The 20,430-nt window shown below is 71.2% G+C and carries 15 protein-coding genes and 2 pseudogenes; 10 read left to right on the top strand and 7 right to left on the bottom strand.

Translation table 11 applies throughout. The annotated features are described in order from the left end of the window. Positions 1-221 precede the first annotated feature (221 nt). Complete coding sequence (locus tag ACFYQA_RS33730) at positions 222-3,605, top strand: BTAD domain-containing putative transcriptional regulator (RefSeq protein ID WP_388926155.1); 3,384 nt, start codon at positions 222-224, stop codon at positions 3,603-3,605. A 68-nt stretch (positions 3,606-3,673) separates the two neighbouring features. Here the strand turns inward: ACFYQA_RS33730 and ACFYQA_RS33735 are convergent, their stop codons facing one another. From ACFYQA_RS33735 to panB, 3 genes are all read right to left on the bottom strand, one after another. Continuing rightward, positions 3,674-4,612 carry an ABC transporter permease gene (locus ACFYQA_RS33735; RefSeq protein WP_388926157.1) on the bottom strand — a complete coding sequence of 313 codons (939 nt, stop codon included), beginning with the start codon at positions 4,610-4,612 and terminating at the stop codon, positions 3,674-3,676. Then, positions 4,609-5,634 carry an ATP-binding cassette domain-containing protein gene (locus ACFYQA_RS33740; protein WP_388926160.1) on the bottom strand — a complete coding sequence of 342 codons (1,026 nt, stop codon included), beginning with the start codon at positions 5,632-5,634 and terminating at the stop codon, positions 4,609-4,611. Before ACFYQA_RS33740 ends, ACFYQA_RS33735 begins: the two co-directional genes overlap by 4 nt. 280 nt (positions 5,635-5,914) lie before the next feature. Beyond that, entirely contained in the window at positions 5,915-6,790 is an 876-nt protein-coding gene (gene panB / locus ACFYQA_RS33745) for a 3-methyl-2-oxobutanoate hydroxymethyltransferase (RefSeq protein WP_388926163.1), read from the bottom strand. Positions 6,791-6,982: 192 nt separating this feature from the next. Between panB and ACFYQA_RS33750 the strand changes: the two genes are divergently transcribed. The 3 genes from ACFYQA_RS33750 to ACFYQA_RS33760 all read left to right on the top strand — a co-directional run bounded on the left by ACFYQA_RS33750 (position 6,983) and on the right by ACFYQA_RS33760 (position 10,638). Then, the gene (locus tag ACFYQA_RS33750; RefSeq protein WP_388926166.1) at positions 6,983-8,626 is read left to right on the top strand and encodes an MFS transporter; all 1,644 of its coding nucleotides are present in this window, start codon (positions 6,983-6,985) and stop codon (positions 8,624-8,626) included. A gap of 69 nt (positions 8,627-8,695) precedes the next feature. Further along, positions 8,696-9,373: a TetR/AcrR family transcriptional regulator gene (locus tag ACFYQA_RS33755; RefSeq protein ID WP_388926169.1), complete on the top strand. Its 678-nt coding sequence runs from the start codon at positions 8,696-8,698 to the stop codon at positions 9,371-9,373. Positions 9,374-9,582: 209 nt separating this feature from the next. Next, positions 9,583-10,638: an endonuclease/exonuclease/phosphatase family protein gene (locus tag ACFYQA_RS33760; protein ID WP_388926172.1), complete on the top strand. Its 1,056-nt coding sequence runs from the start codon at positions 9,583-9,585 to the stop codon at positions 10,636-10,638. Between the two features lie 83 nt (positions 10,639-10,721). On the opposite strand, the gene ACFYQA_RS33765 is transcribed toward ACFYQA_RS33760, so the two are convergent. After that, on the bottom strand, positions 10,722-12,476 hold the full coding sequence (locus ACFYQA_RS33765; RefSeq protein WP_388926175.1) for an NAD+ synthase: 1,755 nt from the start codon (positions 12,474-12,476) through the stop codon (positions 10,722-10,724). A gap of 115 nt (positions 12,477-12,591) precedes the next feature. Between ACFYQA_RS33765 and ACFYQA_RS33770 the strand changes: the two genes are divergently transcribed. Then, entirely contained in the window at positions 12,592-13,053 is a 462-nt protein-coding gene (locus ACFYQA_RS33770; RefSeq protein WP_388926178.1) for an RrF2 family transcriptional regulator, read from the top strand. A gap of 82 nt (positions 13,054-13,135) precedes the next feature. Here ACFYQA_RS33770 and ACFYQA_RS33775 read toward each other — a convergent pair whose 3' ends face one another. Further along, positions 13,136-14,326 carry a globin domain-containing protein gene (locus ACFYQA_RS33775; RefSeq protein WP_388926181.1) on the bottom strand — a complete coding sequence of 397 codons (1,191 nt, stop codon included), beginning with the start codon at positions 14,324-14,326 and terminating at the stop codon, positions 13,136-13,138. 423 nt (positions 14,327-14,749) lie between these two features. Between ACFYQA_RS33775 and ACFYQA_RS33780 the strand changes: the two genes are divergently transcribed. Continuing rightward, entirely contained in the window at positions 14,750-16,111 is a 1,362-nt protein-coding gene (locus ACFYQA_RS33780) for a glutamine synthetase family protein (protein WP_388926184.1), read from the top strand. Positions 16,112-16,829: 718 nt separating this feature from the next. Here the strand turns inward: ACFYQA_RS33780 and ACFYQA_RS33785 are convergent. Next, positions 16,830-17,768, bottom strand: a complete 939-nt coding sequence (locus tag ACFYQA_RS33785; RefSeq protein ID WP_388926187.1) for a TauD/TfdA dioxygenase family protein — start codon at positions 17,766-17,768, stop codon at positions 16,830-16,832. A 542-nt stretch (positions 17,769-18,310) separates the two neighbouring features. Here ACFYQA_RS33785 and ACFYQA_RS33790 point away from each other — a divergent pair. The 4 genes and pseudogenes from ACFYQA_RS33790 to ACFYQA_RS33805 all read left to right on the top strand — a co-directional run. Next, a pseudogene (locus ACFYQA_RS33790) lies at positions 18,311-18,655 on the top strand (polymorphic toxin-type HINT domain-containing protein); the annotation flags it as partial. A 349-nt stretch (positions 18,656-19,004) separates the two neighbouring features. Further along, positions 19,005-19,229, top strand: coding sequence for a hypothetical protein (locus ACFYQA_RS33795; RefSeq protein WP_388926189.1), 225 nt, complete (start codon positions 19,005-19,007; stop codon positions 19,227-19,229). A gap of 205 nt (positions 19,230-19,434) precedes the next feature. Beyond that, positions 19,435-19,644 (top strand): DDE-type integrase/transposase/recombinase, encoded by a 210-nt coding sequence (locus tag ACFYQA_RS33800; protein ID WP_388926192.1) that lies wholly within the window; start codon positions 19,435-19,437, stop codon positions 19,642-19,644. Positions 19,645-19,727: 83 nt separating this feature from the next. Further along, positions 19,728-20,135 (top strand): contact-dependent growth inhibition system immunity protein, encoded by a 408-nt coding sequence (locus ACFYQA_RS33805; RefSeq protein ID WP_388926195.1) that lies wholly within the window; start codon positions 19,728-19,730, stop codon positions 20,133-20,135. Between the two features lie 24 nt (positions 20,136-20,159). Here the strand turns inward: ACFYQA_RS33805 and ACFYQA_RS33810 are convergent. Beyond that, positions 20,160-20,348 (bottom strand): annotated as a pseudogene (locus ACFYQA_RS33810) (hypothetical protein); the annotation flags it as partial. Positions 20,349-20,430 lie beyond the last annotated feature (82 nt).

Here is a 20,430-nt window from a genome sequence, read left to right on the forward strand (position 1 = left end):
CCCGTCGGCACAAGGCCGTCGGGCGGACGGCGGGACGCGCGGTACGCGCGGGATGCCGCGCGCGGACTGCCCGACGGTACCGGGCGCACCCGGAAAACGTCTCGCGTCGGCCACCGGTTCCGGAGAGGGTGGGGACCTGAACGGGGCCGGCAGGGGAAGGACGTGAGGACGACCCGCCCACCCGCCCCCACCCTGTGACCGCCCCCGGCCCACCAGAGACAATGGACCCCGTGCGCTATCGCATCCTCGGTACCACCCAGGCACTCCGCCCCGACGGCACCGCTGTCCCGGTCGGCGGGGCACGGCTGCGTGCGCTGCTGACCGTGCTCGCGCTGCGGGCCGGCCGTACGGTGCCGGTACGTCTGCTCGTCGACGAGGTGTGGGACGGCGAACCGCCGGCCGACGCGACGGGGGCGCTGCAGGCGCTGGTGGGGCGGCTGCGCCGGGCGCTCGGCGCGGACGCGGTGGCCTCCGACGACGGTGGTTACCGCCTCACCGCCACGGCCGACGACATCGACCTGCACCGGTTCGAGCGGCTGGCCGGCGAGGGCCTGCGCGCGCTGTCCGACGGGAATCCGGCCAAGGCGGGCCTCGTCCTGGACGACGCCCTCGCCCTGTGGCGGGGCCCCGCCCTCGCCGATCTGCCCTATCGCACCGCCGAGGCGGCCCGGGCCGACGCCCGGCACCTGGACGCCCTGCGGGCCCGGCACGGCGCCGCCCTCGCCCTCGGCGAGGTCGAGCGGTCGCTGCCCGAGCTGACCGCCCTGTGCGACAGCCATCCGCTCGACGAACCCCTCCAGGTACTGCGGCTGCGCGCCCTGCGGGACGCCGGCCGCACCGCCGAGGCGCTGGCCGCCTACGAGGACGTACGCCGGCTGCTCGCCGACCGTCTCGGCTCCGACCCCGGCGCCGAACTGCGCTCCTTGTATGCGGAGTTGCTGGTACCCGAAGCGGCATCGCCGTCACGGTCCGGGAAGGCGGGGGTGCCCGGAGCGCGGAAGCCCACCGGCACCCCGCCCTCACCCCCGTCCTTGCCTTCGTCCCCGTCCCCGCCCGGCGGTCTGCGGGCCCGGCTGACCTCTTTCGTCGGCCGGGAGGCCGACCTCGAGGCCATCCGGGGCGACCTCGCCTCGGCCCGCCTGGTCACCCTGATCGGCCCCGGCGGCGCCGGGAAGACCCGGCTGTCCCAGGAGGCCGCCGAAGCCCTCCTGCGGGCGTCCGCCGCGCACCACGGCGACGGCGACGGCGACGGGGCGGCCCGGGACGGAGTCCGGGTCGCCGAACTCGCCCCGGTCGACGACCCCGCCGGTGTCCCCGAAGCGGTGGTCACCGCCGTCGGCGCCCGCGAGACCGTGTTGTACGGCGCCGGGGCCGAGGGCATGCGGGCCGCCACCGAACGCGGTGACGACCCCGTGGACCGTCTCGCCGAACACTGCGGGCGGCGGCGCATGCTGCTCGTCCTGGACAACTGTGAGCACGTCGTGGACGCCGCCGCCCGGCTGGTCGAGACGCTTCTCGAACGCTGCCCCGACCTCACCGTGCTCGCCACCAGCCGTGAACCCCTCGGTGTTCCGGGGGAGGTGCTGCGCCCGGTGGAACCGCTGCCGGAACCGGTCGCGCTGCGGCTGCTCGCCGACCGCGGGGCCGCCGCCCGCCCCGGCTTCCGCGTCGACGACGACCCGGAGGCGTGCGCGGAGATCTGCCGCCGGCTCGACGGGCTGCCCCTCGCCATCGAACTCGCCGCTGCCCGGTTGCGAATGCTGACTCCGCGTCAGATCGCCGACCGGCTCGACGACCGCTTCCGGCTGCTCACCTCCGGCAGCCGCACCGTCCGGCCCCGCCAGCAGACCCTGCGGGCCGTCGTCGACTGGTCCTGGGACCTGCTCGACGACGATGAACGGGACGTCCTGGGGCGGCTGTCCGTCTTCGCGGGCGGTTGCGGCCTCGCCGCCGCCGAGGCCGTGTGCGGGCCCGCCGTCCTGGACGCCCTCGGCTCACTCGTGGACAAATCCCTTGTGGTGGCAGCCCCTTCGGGTGACCGCGCCGGCGGCGACGAGATGCGCTACCGGCTGCTGGAGACGGTCGCCGAGTACGCCTCCGAACGGCTCGACGAGGCCGGACAGCGGACCGGCGCCGAACGCGCCCACCTCACCTACTACCGCGAACTCGCTCGCATCGCCGACCCGTTGCTGCGCGGCCCGGACCAACTGGCCGCCATCGAAAGGCTGGAGCGCGAGTACGAGAACCTGCGCACCGCGCTGCGCCACGCCATCGCCGCCCGCGACGAGCAGGAGGCGCTCTGCCTGACACTGTCGCTGAGCTGGTACTGGCAGATGCGCGACCAGCGGATCGAGGCCCGGAACTGGTGCCGTGAGGTGATGGCGCTGGGCCCGGACCCCTTCACCGAACCGGTACGCCCCGTCCCCTCCTTGTGGCAGCGCTGCATCGACGCCCCGCCGCCGATGAGCGACGAGATGCTCGCCGAAGCCCGACGCGGGGTGCACCTGTCCCACATGGCGTGCATGGACACGGAGCTGGAGGACTGGATGACCCCGCAGGCGCAGCACAGACTGCGGGTCATCGCCGCGACCTACGAGCCCGGTCAGCCGCAGACCTGCCGCCCGCCCGGCACGTTCTGGGCGTTCGCCCTGATGCTGACCGGCGAGATGAACACCCTGCGCGCGGTCGTCGACAACGCTGTCCGCACCTGTCGGCAGACACCCGGATTCGACTGGGAACTGGCCTCCAACCTGCAGATGAGAGCCAACTTCCGTGCCAACCGCAGCGACTGGGCGGGCGACGCGCTGCGCGACGCGGAAGAGGCCCTGGAGATCTACCGGCGTCTCGGCGACGCCTGGGGCGCCGCCGAGGCCCTGGCCGCGCGCGCCGAGGCACGCGAGCGCCGCGGTGAGTGCGCGCTCGCCGCCGCCGACTACGAGGCGGCGATCGAGCACGCCGAACGCCTCGGCGCCCGCGCCCAGACGGCCGTGCTCACCGCCCGGCTGGGCGGCGTACTACTGGAGGCCGGCGAGGAGGAGCGCGGCGAGCGGCTGCTGCGCGAGGTCATCGACCAGGGCGGCGGCAGGCACGAGCCTGCCCTGCCCGCCGCCCGGCTCTTCCTGTCCGGCTGGCTCGGTCTGACCGGGCGCACCGCCGAGGCCCGGGACCAACTGCGCGTGCTTCGCGAGGAGTTCCTCATCGCGCACTACGTCGTCTTCGACGCGTTCATCCTCGGTGCCGAGGGCTGGCTCGACGTCGTCGACGGCCAGGACGAACGGGCGCTGGTCGCGATCCGCGCGGCGCTCGAGCAGTCCGGCAATCCGCTGGCCCTGGCCATGGCCGCCCACATGCGTGCCGCGCATCTGACCCTGGGCGCCACGGTCCTGGCCACGGTGGACGGCGGGCGGCGCGCCCGCGACGCGGCCCGCTGTCTCGGCGCCGCCGACGCCTCGCTGCCACCCCGTCATGTCGCCGGGCGCATGGAGCGCGAGGTGCGCGACCTGGCCGAGCGGCGGACCCGGGACGCCCTCGGCGACACGGCGTACGAGACCGCGTACGCGGAGGGCGGCCACCTCTCCCCGGAGGAGGCCGCCACCCTGGTCTGACCCGTCACGCGGGGACGGGGGGACCCCACACGCGGGGACGGGGGGACCCCACACGCGGGGACGCGGGATCAGCTCTTCGTGCGGAACTTGTGGATGGCGACCGGAGCCATCACCGCCGTGATCCCCACCGACCAGGCCACCGTCAGCCACAGGTCGTCCGCGACCGGGCCGCCCACCATCAGGCCGCGCGCGGCGTCGGCCAGCGAGGACAGCGGGTTGACATCGGTGAAGGTCTGCAGCCAGCCCGGCATCGACTGGGTCGGCGCGAAGATCGACGAACCGAACTGCAGCGGCATCAGCACCAGGAAGCCCATCGCCTGCACCGACTGCGCGTTCTTCATCGCCACGCCCAATGTGATGAAGATCCACATGAGGGCCGAGCCGAACAGCACGGCCAGTCCCACGGCGGCGAACAGCCCCGGCCAGTTGGTGATGTCGAAGCCGACCAGGACACCGACGACCATGAGGATCGCGGTGGCGATCAGCATGCGCAGCACCTCGACCGCGATCTTGGCGAACAGCACCGAGCCCCGGCCGATGGGCAGCGACCGGAAGCGGTCCATGACACCCGTGTTGAAGTCCTGGTTGAAGCCGGTACCCACCCCCATGGCCATGTTCATGCCCATCATGGCCATCAGGCCGGGCACGATGTACTGCACGTACGCCTCCTGCCCGCCGCCCAGCGACTGCCCGATCGAGCCGCCGAAGACGTACACGAACAGCAGGGTGAACACGATCGGGAACAGCACGGCGTCGAACATCGACTCCGGGTCCTGCCGGATCCACAGCAGATTGCGGCGGACCAGGGCGCTGGTGTGACGCAGATGGGAACGCAGCGGAATGCGGCCGTCCGCGGCGCTCGCGCGGGAGGCCACGGCCGGCCCGCCCGCTTCGCCTGCCCTGCCCGCCCCGGTCGCCTCGGCCGCAGCGGGGTCGGCCGTCGCGGTCGTCGTAGGTGTCGTAGGTGTCGTGGGCGTCGTGGTCTTCGCGGAAGTCGCGGAGCTCATGCGGCGGCCTCCTCGTGGGTCTCGGCGGGCATGGTGTCCTGCGGGGCGCCGGCGCGATGGCCGGTGAGCGACAGGAACACCTCGTCCAGGCTGGGAAGTTCGGTACTGATGGAGGCGAGGGTCAGGCCCCGCGCGGTGACGGCGCCGACCACCGCGGTCAGCTGCTCGTCGCTGAGGATCGGAACCAGGACGGCGCCCCGCTCGGTGTCCACGGTGGTGGTGGCGAGCCCGGTGATGCCCAGCTCGTCGAGCGTGGAGGCGAGCGGGCGCAGCTGGAGCGGATCGGCCGGGCGGATCCGCAGGGTGCGGCCGCCGACCTTGGCCTTCAACTCCTCGATGCCGCCGTTCGCGATGACCTTGCCCCGGTCCACGACGGTCAGCTCGGAGGCGAGCTGCTCGGCCTCCTCCATGTACTGGGTGGTCAGCAGCACGGTCACCCCGTCCCCGACCAGCCGCTTGACCTCGACCCACACCTCGTTGCGGGTGCGCGGGTCCAGTCCCGTGGTCGGCTCGTCGAGGAACAGCACCGCGGGCCGGCCGATCATCGACGCGGCCAGGTCCAGCCGGCGCCGCATACCGCCGGAGTACGTGGCCGCCGGACGCCGGGCCGCCTCGGTGAGCGAGAACCGCTCCAGCAGCTCGTCGGCGCGGCCACGGGCCTCCTTGCGGGACAGGTCGAGCAGCCTGCCTATCAGGTACAGGTTCTCCCAGCCGGCGAGCTTCTCGTCCACGGAGGCGTACTGCCCGGTCAGCCCGATCACCCTGCGCAGCTGCCGGGGCTGGCGGAGCACGTCGTACCCGGCGACGGTGGCCTCGCCCGCGGTCGGGGCGAGCAGAGTGGAGAGAATGCGGACGAGGGTGGTCTTGCCGGCGCCGTTCGGCCCGAGAACCCCCATCACGGTGCCTTCGCGCACCTCCAGATCGACACCGTCCAGTGCCCTGGTCTCGCCGTAGTGCTTGACCAGCCCCCGTACGGTGACGGCGCTGCCCGCGCCACCGGAGTCGTTGTCGTTTCGCTTCATGCCCCGACCTTCGCACCCCCCACCGACAAACCCCCGACAGCCGTCCGACAGACGGCTGTCGGGAGGCTGCCGAGGGTTTGCCGCAGGGGCGCTGTTCCGACGTGGTCGGCACTATCAGCCCGTCCGGCGTTTGAGGACGAGGCCGTCCAGGCCGACGGGGGTCTGGGGACGCCGGCCCTCGCGGGGGGACGGCCCGCCGATGGGGGAAGTCGGCGGGCCGTCCGTGTGCGGCGTTGGCTCAGCGGCAGCGCTATCGCGCTGCTCCAGCGACTGCGATCGCTCAGTGGACGGAGTGCTCCTCCTGCGGGAACGTTCCGCCCACGACGTCCTCGGCGAACGCCTTCGCCGCGCCGCCCATGACCTCACGCAGGTTCGCGTACTGCTTCACGAACTTCGGTACCCGGCCGCCGGTCAGCCCGAGCATGTCGGTCCACACCAGCACCTGCGCGTCCGTCTGAGGCCCCGCGCCGATCCCGACGGTGGGGATGTGCAGCGTCCGGGTCACCTCGGCGGCCAGCTCGGCCGGCACCAGTTCCAGGACGACGGCGAAGGCGCCCGCGTCCTGCACGGCCTTGGCGTCCCGCAGCAGCTGCTGCGCGGCCTCCTCACCGCGCCCCTGGACGCGGTAGCCCATGGCGTTCACGGACTGCGGGGTGAGTCCGATGTGCGCCATCACCGGGATGCCGGACTCGACCAGCAGCTCGATCTGCCGGTGCGAGCGCTCGCCGCCCTCCAGCTTGACGGCGCCGACCCCGGCCTCCTTGACCAGCCGGGTCGCCGAGCGCAGCGCCTGCACCGGCCCCTCCTGGTACGAGCCGAAGGGCAGGTCGGCGACGATCAGGGCGCGGCCGGTGCCGCGGACCACGGCCGCGGACAGCATGCTCATCTCGTCGAGGGTGACGGGGACGGTCGTCTCGTACCCGAGGTGGCAGTTGCCCGCGGAGTCGCCGACGAGCATGACCGGGATGCCGGCCTCGTCGAAGACGGACGCGGTCATCGCGTCGTAGGCGGTGAGCATGGGCCACTTCTCGCCGCGTTCCTTGGCGAGGGTGATGTCGCGGACGGTGATACGGCGTGTGCCCTTGCCCCCGTACAGCGCTTTGCTGCCGTCGGAGGGGACGGACTTGCCCGTCGGGGCAGCCGAAAGCTGCGTCATGGCAACGGCTCCTAACACATCATCTCGAGGCGCCCTGACGGCGTCCCCGGATCGCCTCCATGGTGGCACCTCGCGGGAGTCGGTGCCAGAGGATGGTCTCCACCGAAAGGCGGCGCAATACCCCGGCAAGGTCTCGGCAAAGGAATTCCGATACGAGACGGTGCCGTTTCGAAACGGTTCTACGGTGGCCGTATGACTTCCCCCGCCGCCGCCCCCGACCGCCGCATACCGGAACACGTGCACCGGCGCCGCTGGGTGATCCTCGGTGTGCTGATCCTGAGCCTGCTGATCGTCGTCCTGGACAACTCGATCCTGAACGTCGCCATCAAGACGATCTCCACGCCCGCCCCCACCGGCCTGGGTGCCACACAGAGCGAGCTGGAGTGGGCGATCAACGCCTACACGCTCGTCTTCGCGGGCCTGCTGTTCACGGCGGGCCTGCTGGGCGACCGGCTCGGCCGTAAGAAAGTGCTGCTCGGGGGCCTCGCGGTGTTCGGCATGGGCTCGGCGCTCGCCGCGTTCTCCGGCTCCCCGGCGGAGCTGATCGGCTTCCGCGCGGTGATGGGTCTGGGTGCCGCCTTCGTCATGCCGGCGACTCTGGCCGTGCTGATGAACGTCTTCGAACGGGACGAGCAGCCGAAGGCCATCGGCATCTGGGCGGGTGGTGTGGGCCTCGCCATCGCCATCGGCCCGGTCACCGGCGGAGTGCTCCTGGACCACTTCTGGTGGGGCTCGGTCTTCCTCATCAACGTGCCGATCGTGCTGATCGCCCTCGCCCTGATGCTGTCGCTGGTGCCGGACTCCCGCGACCCGGACCCCGGCCGGATCGACCCCGTCGGCGTCTTCCTGTCCGTGGCCGGCCTGGTGCTGCTGGTCTACGGCATCATCAAGGGCGGCCAGCTCGCCGACTTCACCGACGCCACGGCGCTGTCGGCCATCGGCGCCGGGCTCGCCGTCCTCGTCGCGTTCGTGGTGCTCGAGAAGCGCAGCACCCATCCGTCGATCGACATGGCGTACTTCAGCAACAAGGTCTTCTCGGCCTCGATCACCGCGATCGCGCTGGTCTTCTTCGCACTGTTGGGCGTGATGTTCTTCGCCGTCTTCTACACCCAGAGCGTGCGCGGGTACTCGCCGCTGGAAACCGGTCTGCTGCTGCTGCCGCTGGCCGCCGCGCAAATGATCTTCGCGCCGCGGGCCCGGCTGCTGGTGGACCGTTTCGGCAACAGGGCGACCACCACCGGCGGCATGCTGCTGCTCGCGGCGACGCTGGCCGCGTTCGCCGTCCTGGACGCGGACACGCCGATCTGGATCCTCGAGGTGATCTTCTTCCTGATGGGTACCGCGATGGCGAACGTCATGACGCCGGTCAGCGTCGTGATCATGCAGGCGCTGCCGCGGGAGAAGGCGGGTTCGGCCTCCGCGCTCAGCAACACCTTCCGTCAGGTCGGTGGCGCCTTCGGCGTCGCCATCCTCGGCTCGGTGCTGTCCACCGCGTACCGCACGCACATCGAGGACAAGCTCGTCCTGCTGCCGCCGGGCGTACGGCACGCCGCCGGCGAGTCCATCGAGGCCACCCTGGGCGCCGCGGCCCGGCTCGGGCCACGCGGTGACGCCCTGGTCGGTCCGGCCAACGACGCCTTCCTGCACGCCATGCACATCACGGCACTGTGCAGCGCGGGCGTCGCGGTGCTCGGCGCGATCGTCGTCGCCCTGTTCCTGCCCGGCCGGAGCCCGGAGCCCGGAGGGGACGGAAGGGACGAGGAATTGGTGCCGACGGGAGCGACGGGAGCGGCGGACGCGACGGGGACGAAGGACGTGACGAAGAGGCGGGACTGAGGAGAGGGAGGCGGACGCGGGAATCGGGCAGGGGAGAATCGGCCCAGCCCACGGAAAGGACACAGCGACGTGAGCCTCGCCGACCCCGGCACCACCGGCACCACCGACCCCGGCCCAAGTTCCGGCTCCGGCCCAAGTTCCGGGCCCGTCCCCCGGCCGGGCGGCCCCGCGCGCGGCCGCCCCCGCAGCGAGGCCGTCGAACGGGCCATCATCGAGGGTGCGATGAAGCTCCTGGAGGACGGTGTGCCCCTCGCGGAGCTGTCCATCGAGCGGATCGCCCGCACCGCCGGCGTCGGCAAGGCCACCATCTACCGCCGCTGGAGCGGCAAGGAGGAACTCTTCGTCGACGTCCTGCGCGCCGCCGAACCCGGCGACCCCGAACTCCCCGGTACCTCCATGCGCGACGACCTCGTCGCCCTGCTGGAGTCCCTGCGCCGGCGCGGCCTCGCCAGCAGGGCCTCGGTGATCCTGCACAACGTCCACGCCCAGATGAAGAGCAGCCCGAAGATCTGGGCCGCGTACCACAACACCGTCGTCCTGCCGCGCCGCAGACTCGGCCTGGAGGTGCTGCGCCGCGGCAGGGAGAACGGCGAACTCCGCGCCGACGTCGACCTCGAGCTGCTGAACGACATCGTCGTCGGCCCCCTGCTCGTCCGCACGCTCCTGCGCCCCGACGCCGATCTGCCGGACGGACTCGCCGAACAGGTCGTCGACACCCTGCTCCAGGGCCTGCGCCCCGCCCCGTGACTCCCGGGTCCCGTGACTCCCGGCCGCCACATTGTGCGCGTTTCGTCACAGAGCGCGCTTTCCCCGATCCCGCCTGGAACTCCCGGAGCGGTTCCGTTCGTCCTCGCCTCCGTACGGCCGTCGACGGACGGCGGGAAGGGCGCCGATCATCCCCTATGGTCTACGCACGCGGGGGCGACGGTGTGCACGGCAAGGTGTGAGGCAACGGTATGGCGCAGCAGGCGTACATGACGGAGAAGGACGACGGCGGCTCAGGGCCCGAGCAACGCCGGACAGCCGGGATCCGGCGCCTGTGGGACCGCCTGACCAGAGGCTGGCGCGGGGACCGCCGTATCTGGCGCCGGGGCGTGATCCTGGCCGTGTGCGCGGTGCTGATCGCCCTGGTCATGGGCGCCCACGCCCGGATCCCCAACGTGGTCGGCAACCTGGGCAGTCTGCTCGAGACGTTCCTGCCGTGGCTGGGGCTGGCCGTCCCGGTGCTGCTGGTGTCGGCTCTCATCCGCAGGTCGGCCACCGCGCTGATCGCGCTGCTGCTGCCCATGGTCGTCTGGCTGAACCTCTTCGGCGGCCTGCTCATCGACCGGACCGGCTCCGGCGGCGACCTCATGGTGGCCACGCACAACGTCAACGCCCAGAACCCCGACCCGTCCGGCACCGCCCGCGGCGTCGCGGCCTCGGGGGCGGACGTCCTGGCCCTGGAGGAGCTGAAGGCGTCGGCGGTCCCGACGTACCGGGAGGCGCTGGCGTCGACGTACAAGCACCACGCGGTGGTCGGCACCGTCGGACTGTGGAGCAAGTACCCGCTGAGCGACGTGGCGGCCGTCGACATACGCCTCGGCTGGAAGCGCGCGATGCGGGCCACGGTGGCGACGCCCGAGGCGCAGGTCGCCGTGTACGTCGCCCATCTCCCCTCCGTACGGGTGAAGATGGAGGCCGGCTTCACCGCCCGTCAGCGGGACAAGAGCGCCGACGCCCTGGGCGCGGCCATCACAAGGGAGCCCCTGGAGAACGTCGTTCTGCTCGGCGACCTGAACGGCACGATGAACGACCGCGCCCTGAACGCCGTCACCTCCCAGATGCGGTCGGCCCAGGGCGCGGCGGGCGACGGCTTCGGCTTCAGCTGGCCGGCGGCGTTCCCGATGGCGCGGATCGACCAGATCATGGTCAAGGGCGCGGAACCGGAGAGCTCGTGGTCGCTCCCCGCGACGGCGAGCGACCATCTCCCCATCGCGGCCCGGGTGAAGCTCGCGACGCCGGGCGACTGAGACGCCGGGCGACTGAGACGTGAGGGCGGCCCCGGGAACGGAATCCCGGGGCCGCCCCGGCCCTCCTCGCCCGACGGAAGGCCCTACTCCCGCCAGCCGCTCGTGATCGGCAGCCGGCGGTCCTTGCCGAAGCCCTTCGGGGAGATCTTCGTACCCGGCGGGTACTGCCGCCGCTTGTACTCGGCCCGGTCGACCATCCGCAGCGTCTTCTTCACCAGGTCCGCGTCGAACCCGGCGGCGACGATCTCGTCCGCGCCCCGGTCCCGGTCCACGTACAGCTCGAGGATCGCGTCGAGGACGGGGTAGTCCGGCAGCGAGTCCGTGTCGACCTGGCCCGGCCTCAGTTCCGCGCTCGGCGGCTTCGTGATCGAGTTCTCGGGGATGGGCGGGGTCTCGCCGCGCGCCGCCGCGGAGCGGTTGCGCCATTCCGCCAGCCGGAACACCGACGTCTTGTAGACGTCCTTGATGGGCCCGTACGCCCCCACCGAGTCCCCGTACAGCGTCGAGTAACCGACCGCCAGCTCCGACTTGTTGCCCGGCGCCAGGACGATGTGTCCCTCCTGGTTGGAGATCGCCATGAGCATCGTCCCGCGCAGCCGGGACTGCAGGTTCTCCTCCGCCAGCCCGGACAGCCCCAGCGCCCCCATGTAGGCGTCGAACATCGGCTCGATGGAGACGGTCCGGAAGTTCAGCCCGGTCCGCCGTGCCAGCTCCGCCGCGTCGCCCCTGGAGTGGTCCGAGGAGTACTTCGACGGCATGGCCACGCAGTGGACGTTCTCCGCGCCCACCGCGTCGCAGGCGATCGCGGCGACGAGCGCCGAGTCGATCCCGCCGGACAGACCGAGCAGCACCGACTCGAACCCGTTCTTCCCGATGTACGCCCGCAGCCCCACGACCAGCGCCGAGTACACCTCCTCGTCGTCGTCGAGGGGCTGCACGCGGGTCCCGGGCCGCTCCGGCGGGTACGCGGGCAGCGGTGCCTCGGAGAGGACGACGCGGTCGATCCGCAGCCCGTCGTCGACCACCTCGCCGGCCGGGGGAGCGTCCGCGGCGGCCGCCGGGAGATCGAGGTCGAGCACCACGCACTCCTCGGTGAACTGCGGCGCGCGCGCCACGACGTCACCGTCACGGTCGACGACGATGGAGTCCCCGTCGAAGACCAGTTCGTCCTGACCGCCGGTCATCGCGAGGTACGCGGTCGTGCAGCCGGCCTCCCGGGCGCGCCTGCGGACCAGTTCGAGCCGGGTGTCGTCCTTCTCCCGCTCGTACGGCGAGGCGTTGACGGAGAGCAGCAGCCCGGCCCTCGCCGACCGCGCGGCCGGGACCCGGCCGCCGTCCTGCCACAGGTCCTCGCAGATGGCGAGGGCGACGTCCACGCCGTGCAGCCGCAGGACGGGCAGCGTCTCGCCGGGCACGAAGTACCGGAACTCGTCGAAGACGCCGTAGTTCGGCAGATGGTGCTTGGCGAAGCCCAGCACGACCTCGCCGCCGTACAGCACGGCCGCGGCATTGCGCGGGGCGCCCGCGGGCTGGCCGTACTTCGGCTGTTCGGTGGCGCTGCGGTCGAGATAGCCGACGAGCACGGGCAGTTCCCCGAAGCCCTCCTCGGCGAGCCGCGCGGCGAGGGAGCGCAGGGCCTTGCGGGAGGCCTCCACGAAGGACGACCTCAGCGCGAGGTCCTCGACGGGGTACCCGGTCAGCGCCATCTCCGGGAACGCCACGAGGTGGGCTCCCTGCTCGGCACAGTGCCGGGTCCGGCGGACGATCGTGTCGGCGTTGCCGGCGAGGTCGCCGACCCGCGAGTCGATCTGATTCAGAGCGAGACGAAGTTGAGGCACGCGGCCCAGTGTAATCGTCAATTCGACGCTATGGGGGCGGCGGGCGTGGTGGACCCCGGAGCATCGCGGGCCGGGAAATTTGAATGCGGGATGCGTATTACCTACGCTGCCCGGTATGAGGCTGCTGCGCTCCACCGACCTGGCCCTGCGGGTCCTGATGCGCCTGGCCGTGGCCGAAGAGAAGACCAACCCGACGACGCGCGATGTCGCCGAGGCCATGGACGTGCCGTACACCCATGCCGCGAAGGTCGTCGCCGAACTCCAGCACATGGAACTGCTCACGGCCCGCCGCGGCCGCGGCGGCGGCCTCACCCTCACGGAGCGGGGCCGTACGGCCTCGGTGGGCGCCCTGGTGCGCGCCTTCGAGGGCGAGGGCGACGTCGTCGACTGCGAGGGCGCGTCCGCGTCCGGAACGGGCACGCCCTGCCCGCTCCGCTCCGCCTGCCGGCTGCGCGGCGCACTGCGGCGGGCCCAGGAGGCGTTCTTCACCTCACTGGACCCGCTCACCGTGGCGGACATCAGCGCGGGCCCGACGGGCCCGCTGCTGCTGGAGATCGCCCGCACACCGCGGCTTTAGCCGCAGCCGCAGCCGCAGCCGCAGCCGCAGCCGCAGCCGTGGCGGGGTGCGGCCGTGCGAGCCGCGGCCGTGCGGGGCGCGCTCAGTCCTGCTTGGCCAGCCAGAGGTCCGGGCCGAACACCTCGTAGTGGATGTCGGCCGGCGCGACGCCCTTGCCGATCAGCTGCTCCCGCACCGTCCGCATGAACGGCAGTGGACCGCACAGGTACGCGCGCGTGCCCGACGCGACCGGTACGCCGGTGAGGTCGACGTAGCCGGTGGACGCGCCGGCCGGGGCGTCCCGCTCGTAGAAGAGGTGCACCGCCGCGTCCGGCAGCTTCGCCGCGTACGTCTCGTGGTCCCCGCGCAGGGCGTGGTCGGCGGGGGAGCGGTCGCCGTGCACGACGGTGACGGGGGCGGCGTAGCCGTGGTCGGCGAGGTGGGCCAGCATCGCGGTCATCGGGGTCACGCCGATGCCCGCGGAGGCGAGCAGCAGGGGGGCGGCGGGTTCGGTGGCGAGGACGAGGTCGCCGTATGCCTCGGACAGCTCCAGGACGTCGCCGGCCCGCACACGGGCGTACAGGTGGCCGGAGACCTCGCCCTCGGGCGTTCCGGCGTCGTCGTGCACGCGCTTGACGCTGAACTGCCGCTCGTCGGGGCCGGGCGCGCCGGAGAGGCTGTACTGGCGGATCTGCCGGGCGCCGTCGTCCAGGGCGACGCGGACGGAGACGTACTGGCCCGGGTGGAAGTCCCGCACCGGGCCCCCGTCGGCGGGGCGCAGCCGGAAGGAGACGACGTCGGCGGTCTCGGTGACCCGCTCGACGACCTCCCACTCCCGCCAGCCGGGCCCGCCCTGCTCCTCGTAGAGCCGCTTCTCGATGGCGATGAGGGCGTTCGCCATCAGCCAGTAGACCTCCTCCCAGGCGGCCGCGACCTCGGGTGTGACGGCCTCGCCCAGGACCTCCACGATCGCGGCGAACAGGTGCTCGTGGACGATCGCGTACTGGTCCGGGGCGATGCCGAGCGAGGCGTGCTTGTGGGCGATGCGCCCCAGCATCGCGTCGGGCCGGGTGTCGGGGTGCGCCAGCAGGTGCGTGGCGAAGGCCGCGATGGACCCGGCGAGGGCCTCGCGCTGGGTGCCGGCGGCCTGGTTGCCGCGGTTGAACAGGTCGCGCAGCAGTTCGGGGCGGGCCTCGAACATCCCGGCGTAGAACCGCTCGGTTATCTCACCGAGGGCCCCGCCGACGGCGGGAAGTGTGGCGCGGACGGTGGCGGCGGACTGCTCGGACAGCATCAGGTCTCCTCGTTCTCGACTGCCTTCTCGACTGTCTGTGCCACCTATTAAAACTTGCATCTGAAATACCAATTAAAGGGGGGGGTGGGTGTCGGGCCGCCAGGGGGGCCGTGTACAAGAGGAATCCGGAGGAGGGCCCGCTCCTGCCGTTACGCACGCCGGTCCGTGAGGGCAGGATGGACAGTGGGCCGGACAGGCCGCAGGGTGATACGCAAGGTGATGTGCAGGGCCATGCGTCCGGCACGGACGAGGCATTGAGCCGTGTACGTACGCGCGGCCGGGACCCGTGGAACGATCAAGGTCGGCAACACGGGCGAAACCCGGATGTGGTGGGATGACCCGAGTGCCCGATCGCCGCCCGAGGAGGGCCACCCGGCGCGGGAGAGACTGGCGGCCTGACCGGCAAGGATGGGGAAACGGAAGATGGACAAGCAGCAGGAGTTCGTGCTCCGGACGTTGGAGGAACGCGACATCCGGTTCGTGCGGCTGTGGTTCACGGACGTGCTGGGCTTCCTGAAGTCCGTGGCCGTGGCCCCGGCCGAACTGGAGCAGGCGTTCGACGAGGGCATCGGCTTCGACGGTTCCGCCATCGAGGGCTTCGCCCGGGTGTACGAGTCCGACATGATCGCCAAGCCGGACCCGTCGACCTTCCAGGTCCTGCCGTGGCGCGCCGAGGCCCCCGGCACGGCCCGGATGTTCTGCGACATCCTGATGCCGGACGGCTCACCGTCCTTCGCCGACCCGCGCTACGTCCTCAAGCGTGCGCTGGCCCGCGCCTCCGACCAGGGTTTCACCTTCTACACCCACCCGGAGATCGAGTTCTTCCTGCTGAAGGACAAGCCGGTCGACGGCAGCCGCCCGACCCCGGCGGACAACTCCGGCTACTTCGACCACACCCCGCACAACGTGGGCATGGACTTCCGCCGGCAGGCGATCACCATGCTGGAGTCGATGGGCATCTCGGTGGAGTTCTCCCACCACGAGGGCGCCCCCGGCCAGCAGGAGATCGACCTGCGCTACGCGGACGCGCTGTCCACGGCCGACAACATCATGACGTTCCGCCTGGTCATGAAGCAGGTGGCGCTGGAGCAGGGCGTGCAGGCCACGTTCATGCCGAAGCCGTTCTCGGAGTACCCGGGCAGCGGCATGCACACCCACCTGTCCCTCTTCGAGGGCGACCGCAACGCGTTCTACGAGTCGGGCGCCGAGTACCAGCTCTCCAAGGTCGGCCGCTCTTTCATCGCGGGCCTGCTGCGGCACGCGGCGGAGGTCTCCGCGGTCACCAACCAGTGGGTCAACTCCTACAAGCGCATCTGGGGCGGCTCCGAGCGCACCGCGGGCGCGGGCGGCGAGGCCCCCTCCTACATCTGCTGGGGCCACAACAACCGCTCGGCCCTGGTGCGCGTCCCCATGTACAAGCCCGGCAAGACCGGCTCCGCCCGCGTCGAGGTCCGCTCGATCGACTCCGGCGCCAACCCGTACCTGACCTACGCGCTCCTCCTGGCCGCCGGCCTGAAGGGCGTCGAGGAGGGCTACGAACTCCCGCCCGGCGCCGAGGACGACGTCTGGGCCCTCTCCGACGCCGAACGCCGCGCCCTCGGCATCCAACCCCTCCCGCAGAACCTCGGCGAGTCCCTCGCCCTGATGGAACGCAGCGACCTGGTCGCCGAGACCCTGGGCGAACACGTCTTCGACTTCTTCCTGCGCAACAAGCGCCAGGAATGGGAGGCGTACCGCTCCGAGGTCACCGTCTTCGAACTGAAGAACCTGCTGCCGGTGCTGTAGTAGCAGGTCGGAGCGGGTTTCCCGCTGCAACGGCGCACGGGGCCGACGGTCATGGACCGTCGGCCCCGTGGCGTCTCCCCCCGCCGGGCCGTCTCCGGGCCGTCCGACCCCGGAACGAGGCCCTCGTGCAGGCCGTCCACGGCAGTGCGGGCCCGCGCGTCGCTGCTCGGCGTGAGGTGCGTGCAGCCCCGGAGCGTGCACCCCGGATCGTTGTGCCCGAGGTGGTGACTCGGTGCTTTGACGTTCTCACCGGTGTGGGGTGCAGGAGGTCTCCGCGGCCCCGGCACCGCGGGGCCGGAGACGGGTGCCGTACGGAAAAGCGTGAGCAGTCGGCGGACATGTGTCACTTAAGCGCTCGAATGAGCGGCATCAGGACAGTGGTGGCCAAAGTGCTCACGCTTTTGGGGCGGTGTGTCGCCCCCCGGGGCGTGGGCGAGTGCTCCGGGAGGGGGTGACACGCCGTGAGGCCGCACTCCCCCGGAGCGGTCACGGAGGACCGCCCGCGCGAGTAGCCGGCCGCCCCGGGCGAGGCACGCCCGGTACACCGCCCTGCCGGGTCGCTCGGTCTCCCTCCCGCCGAGCGGCACGACCGGCTCCGACCCGCGACGCCACCTTCGGATTCCCTGCACCGCAGAGCGGGACGCCATCAGGGATCGTGGCGGGCCGGCCCCCGTCGGCCGTGCGGGGCCCGGGCCCCGCACGGCCGTGTGCCGGAGGGTCAGAAGGGGCGGTCGCCCGCGATGGCGACGCGTTCGGCGACCCGGCGGTGGGTGCCGTAGTCGTTGACCGCGTAGTGCTGGGTGGCCCGGTTGTCCCAGAACGCCACGTCACCGGGCTGCCAGCGGAAACGGACCTGGTACTCGGGGATGTGCGCCTGCTGGAAGAGGTAACGCAGCAGCCGGTCGCTCTCCTCACGGGACATGCCGGTGATCCGGGTGGTGAAGGAGGCGTTCACGAACAGCATGCGCCGCCCGGTGTCGGGGTGTCTGCGCACGACGGGGTGTTCCACGGGCGGGAAGTGCTCCTGGTGCGGCGCGAGCCGTTCGGGCCCGTAGAAGCGCGCGAAACCGGGGATGAAGTCGTGCACGGCGCGGGCACCGTCGATGCGGTCCTTCACGTCCTGCGGGAGGTTGTCGTAGGCGGCGGCCATGTCGGCCCACAGGGTGTCGCCGCCGGCCGGCGGCACCTCGCGCAACTGGAGGACGGCACCGAGCGCCGGCCGTTCGCGGAAGGTGACGTCGGCGTGCCAGATGTTCTCGAACGTCGGAGTGGACCCGCTGCCCTTGTCGAAGCGGACGACGTCCTCGCTGGAACCGGCGGCGAGCAGCGGGTTGGTCTCCAGTTCGCCCCAGTGGCGTGCGAAGGCGCGCTGCCGGTCGGGGGCGAGGTGCTGGGCCCGGAAGAACAGCACCTTCCACTCCAGCAGGGCCCGGTGGAGTTCGGCGCGCAGTTCGGGGCCGAGCGGGAGGGACAGGTCGACTCCGCTGATCTCGGCGCCGATCGTGCGCGCCTGCGGCTCGACCTCGAACAGCTCGTAGGGCCGTTCCTCCCACCCCTCGGGCACACGGTGCAGGATGCGCCGTCCTTCGTAGACGCCGTCTCCGGGGATACGTGCCTCACGCAGGGTGACGGCCGGCGCGGTGTCAGTGACGGTCATGGGGCGTCCTTCCTCTACAAACGGGGGTCGAACGGGTCGCGGATGCGGACGGGCCGGCCGTGTCGGGGCACGGACCGTCCCGGCGTCGTGGACGCCGAGGAGCGCACCCGCCGTACGCGGGTGCGCGGGAGTGGGGTGGGTGTGCGGGAGTGCCGGGACGGCCCGGGAAAGGGGCTGTGCGGGGTCGTCGGCAGGGAAGACGGGGGGGGCACGGGCGGGGCGAAGTGCCGGGCCGGGGCCAGAGGGTGCGGCCGGCTATCGGCCGGAGCGCTCGCAGCCGGTTCGATCCGGGACGCGCGGCGCCCCTGACATCCTGACGAACCAGTACGTGGTCATGGTGACGATTGTGTGATCTTGCCCGAGTTCTGTCAATGGGGCCTCGCTCTGCCGCCGCCCGTCTCACGCGTCCTCGCGGATCTCCCGCACCTGACCGGGGCTCCCCGCCGCGGTCACGCCGAGGTCCGGACGGACGGTCGAGGCCCACCTCCTTGCGAGCGGGGCCGGTTCGACTGTGTCCTTTCGGAGGACGGCCGGTGCCCGCCGGCGAGTGGCGCATCGAGACGGTCACCGCCGAGATCAAGGGCGAGGGCCTGAAGCACCTGGTCAAGGTCACCCTCGACACGGGCGGCGAGAAGGGCACCGAGACCGCCCAGGTCACCGCGACCGACGGCCGTCCCTTCTGGGGCCCCGAACTCGGTGAATGGATCGACGCCACCGACCTGAAGTCGGGCCAGTGGCTTCGCACCAGCGCCGGCACCCACGTCCAGATCAGCGCGGTCGAACGCCGGACCAGCCCCGGGGCAACGGTCCACAACCTCACCGTCGGCGATGCCCATACGTACTATGTGCCGGCGAGGGCCGCCCCGGTCCTCGTACACAACTGCGGCACCGTCCGCACCGAAATCATCGAGGAAACACAATCGGTCGCTGAGGCCAACGTTGACATCGTGGCGCACGAGCGGAAGTCCAGCATCGTCAGTCAGTACTCGATCACCATGGAGGACGCCATGGCTACGGGTATGGCCTTCCTGGGTGAAGGAGCGACCGACGTCAGTCGCGGAAGGGGCGTAGGGAAAAGCGCTGACGGGCGCCGAGGATTCCGCATCGATCCGCAATCACTCGCCGGCGGTCACTGGCTTCACATCCCGCACGTGCACCTCGAAATGTTCGACGAGACCGGGAAAAAGTATCTGGCGAATAATCATATCCCTCTCGTTCGGGTGTCAGAATAGTCGGATGCTGAAAATTGAACTGGAGAAACAAGGGCGCATCCTCGCGGGGTTTTATGAGGGTTACTTTGTGAAACTTCACGATGACTCCAATGTCACCGGCGGGTACTATACTTTCATCGTCGACGACCTGACTGCTCCGACCGACGGGGGTGACTACTGGGTGGAAAACCGGGAGGAACTCGAAGCCTTCGTGGAGTCGTCCCAGTGGGAGATCGAGTGGCTGGAGTGATGGGTGCCTGTGGAGTACCGCGGATTACCTGCGAGCTACGGGAATCCGGTCCTGCGGTGAACCGTAAAAGGTTGCGAGGCTGACGTGGGCGGCCGGGACCTCCGGCCGTCACCTGGGCAAGGGGAAGTGGACGCCGGTACAGGATGCACGGGCGCCGAAGGCCCCTGATCCACTGGAACGGGATGTCACCGCCCCACGGCCGGATGTGCACTGGTGCGGTGACATCACCCATGTGCCGGTCGGCGAGGACCGGATGTATTTGGCGAAGGTCATCGACATCCACTCGCGGCGGGTGGTGGGCTACTCCATGGCCGAGCGCATGCGCGCCGACCTGGTCATCGATGCCCTGGAAGCGGCCGTGGCCACCCGGGGAGGCTCCGTCGAGGGCGTAATTTTCCGCTCAGACCGTGTTTGAGATCTCGCGTTGTGGTCGGGTAGCCGGGGAGTAGCGATGGTCTCCGGCTACCCGACCACACGCATTCACGAGAGAATCGTCTGGTGACTGTATCTATCGACCGTGGTCGGTCCCTTGAGGAGATTGAACGTGATCGCTGGCAGGCGCCCTCGCCCGACGCCACCTATCTCATTGCGACGGCGCATGCTCTGTGGAGTCGGCCGGTCGGGACTCTGACCGTTGAGGACCTGCGCCTGCTGATCGGGCAGGACATTGGGCTGCCGGTGCTTCTTCCGCTCGCGGTGGAGGTGCTTCGTGACAACCCGCTGGCTGAAGGCGACATGTACGAGGGCGACCTGCTGCGCGCGGTCCTGACCAGGAACCCAGCTGTCTGGAGCACCTATCCGGAGCTTGCAGGGCAACTGACCTTCATTGTCGGCGGCCTCTCCGGCCTCTCGGCAGATCTGCGGAGCAAGGTCGAGCGGTTCGTAGGCGCCGTCCAGAATTCCTGACGCGTTGCAACTGCCTGTCATCTACTACGGGCCTGTCCGCCGAAGGCGCCGTGGTCCTGGCCGTTTGGCCGGGCAACCTCGGGTGAGGCGACGAACCATGGTGCCGATCATCGCCCACCGGATCATGGTCTCTGAGCGGGCCGGGCTGGTCTCGTAGTCCCGCGCGAGGCGGCGGTGGGCGGTGAGCCAGGAGAAGGTGCGCTCCATCGCCCAGTCACACTGCACATATGGATGGTCTGGACAGTGAGCGGGCGCCGATAATCGGTCGTGAGGGCCTGCTGCGGCTGGCCGCGGT

It is taken from the genome of Streptomyces sp. NPDC005774 (assembly GCF_042871645.1).
GTDB lineage: Bacteria > Actinomycetota > Actinomycetes > Streptomycetales > Streptomycetaceae > Streptomyces > Streptomyces pratens.

Excerpts from the sequence above, each read along its gene's own strand:
- ACFYQA_RS33730 (WP_388926155.1), top strand. The coding sequence starts at position 222 with ATGGACCCCGTGCGCTATCGCATCCTCGGTACCACCCAGGCACTCCGC.
- ACFYQA_RS33735 (WP_388926157.1), bottom strand. The coding sequence starts at position 4,612 with ATGAGCTCCGCGACTTCCGCGAAGACCACGACGCCCACGACACCTACG.
- ACFYQA_RS33740 (WP_388926160.1), bottom strand. The coding sequence starts at position 5,634 with ATGAAGCGAAACGACAACGACTCCGGTGGCGCGGGCAGCGCCGTCACC.
- panB (WP_388926163.1), bottom strand. The coding sequence starts at position 6,790 with ATGACGCAGCTTTCGGCTGCCCCGACGGGCAAGTCCGTCCCCTCCGAC.
- ACFYQA_RS33750 (WP_388926166.1), top strand. The coding sequence starts at position 6,983 with ATGACTTCCCCCGCCGCCGCCCCCGACCGCCGCATACCGGAACACGTG.
- ACFYQA_RS33760 (WP_388926172.1), top strand. The coding sequence starts at position 9,583 with ATGGCGCAGCAGGCGTACATGACGGAGAAGGACGACGGCGGCTCAGGG.
- ACFYQA_RS33770 (WP_388926178.1), top strand. The coding sequence starts at position 12,592 with ATGAGGCTGCTGCGCTCCACCGACCTGGCCCTGCGGGTCCTGATGCGC.
- ACFYQA_RS33775 (WP_388926181.1), bottom strand. The coding sequence starts at position 14,326 with ATGCTGTCCGAGCAGTCCGCCGCCACCGTCCGCGCCACACTTCCCGCC.
- ACFYQA_RS33780 (WP_388926184.1), top strand. The coding sequence starts at position 14,750 with ATGGACAAGCAGCAGGAGTTCGTGCTCCGGACGTTGGAGGAACGCGAC.
- ACFYQA_RS33785 (WP_388926187.1), bottom strand. The coding sequence starts at position 17,768 with ATGACCGTCACTGACACCGCGCCGGCCGTCACCCTGCGTGAGGCACGT.
- ACFYQA_RS33795 (WP_388926189.1), top strand. The coding sequence starts at position 19,005 with ATGCTGAAAATTGAACTGGAGAAACAAGGGCGCATCCTCGCGGGGTTT.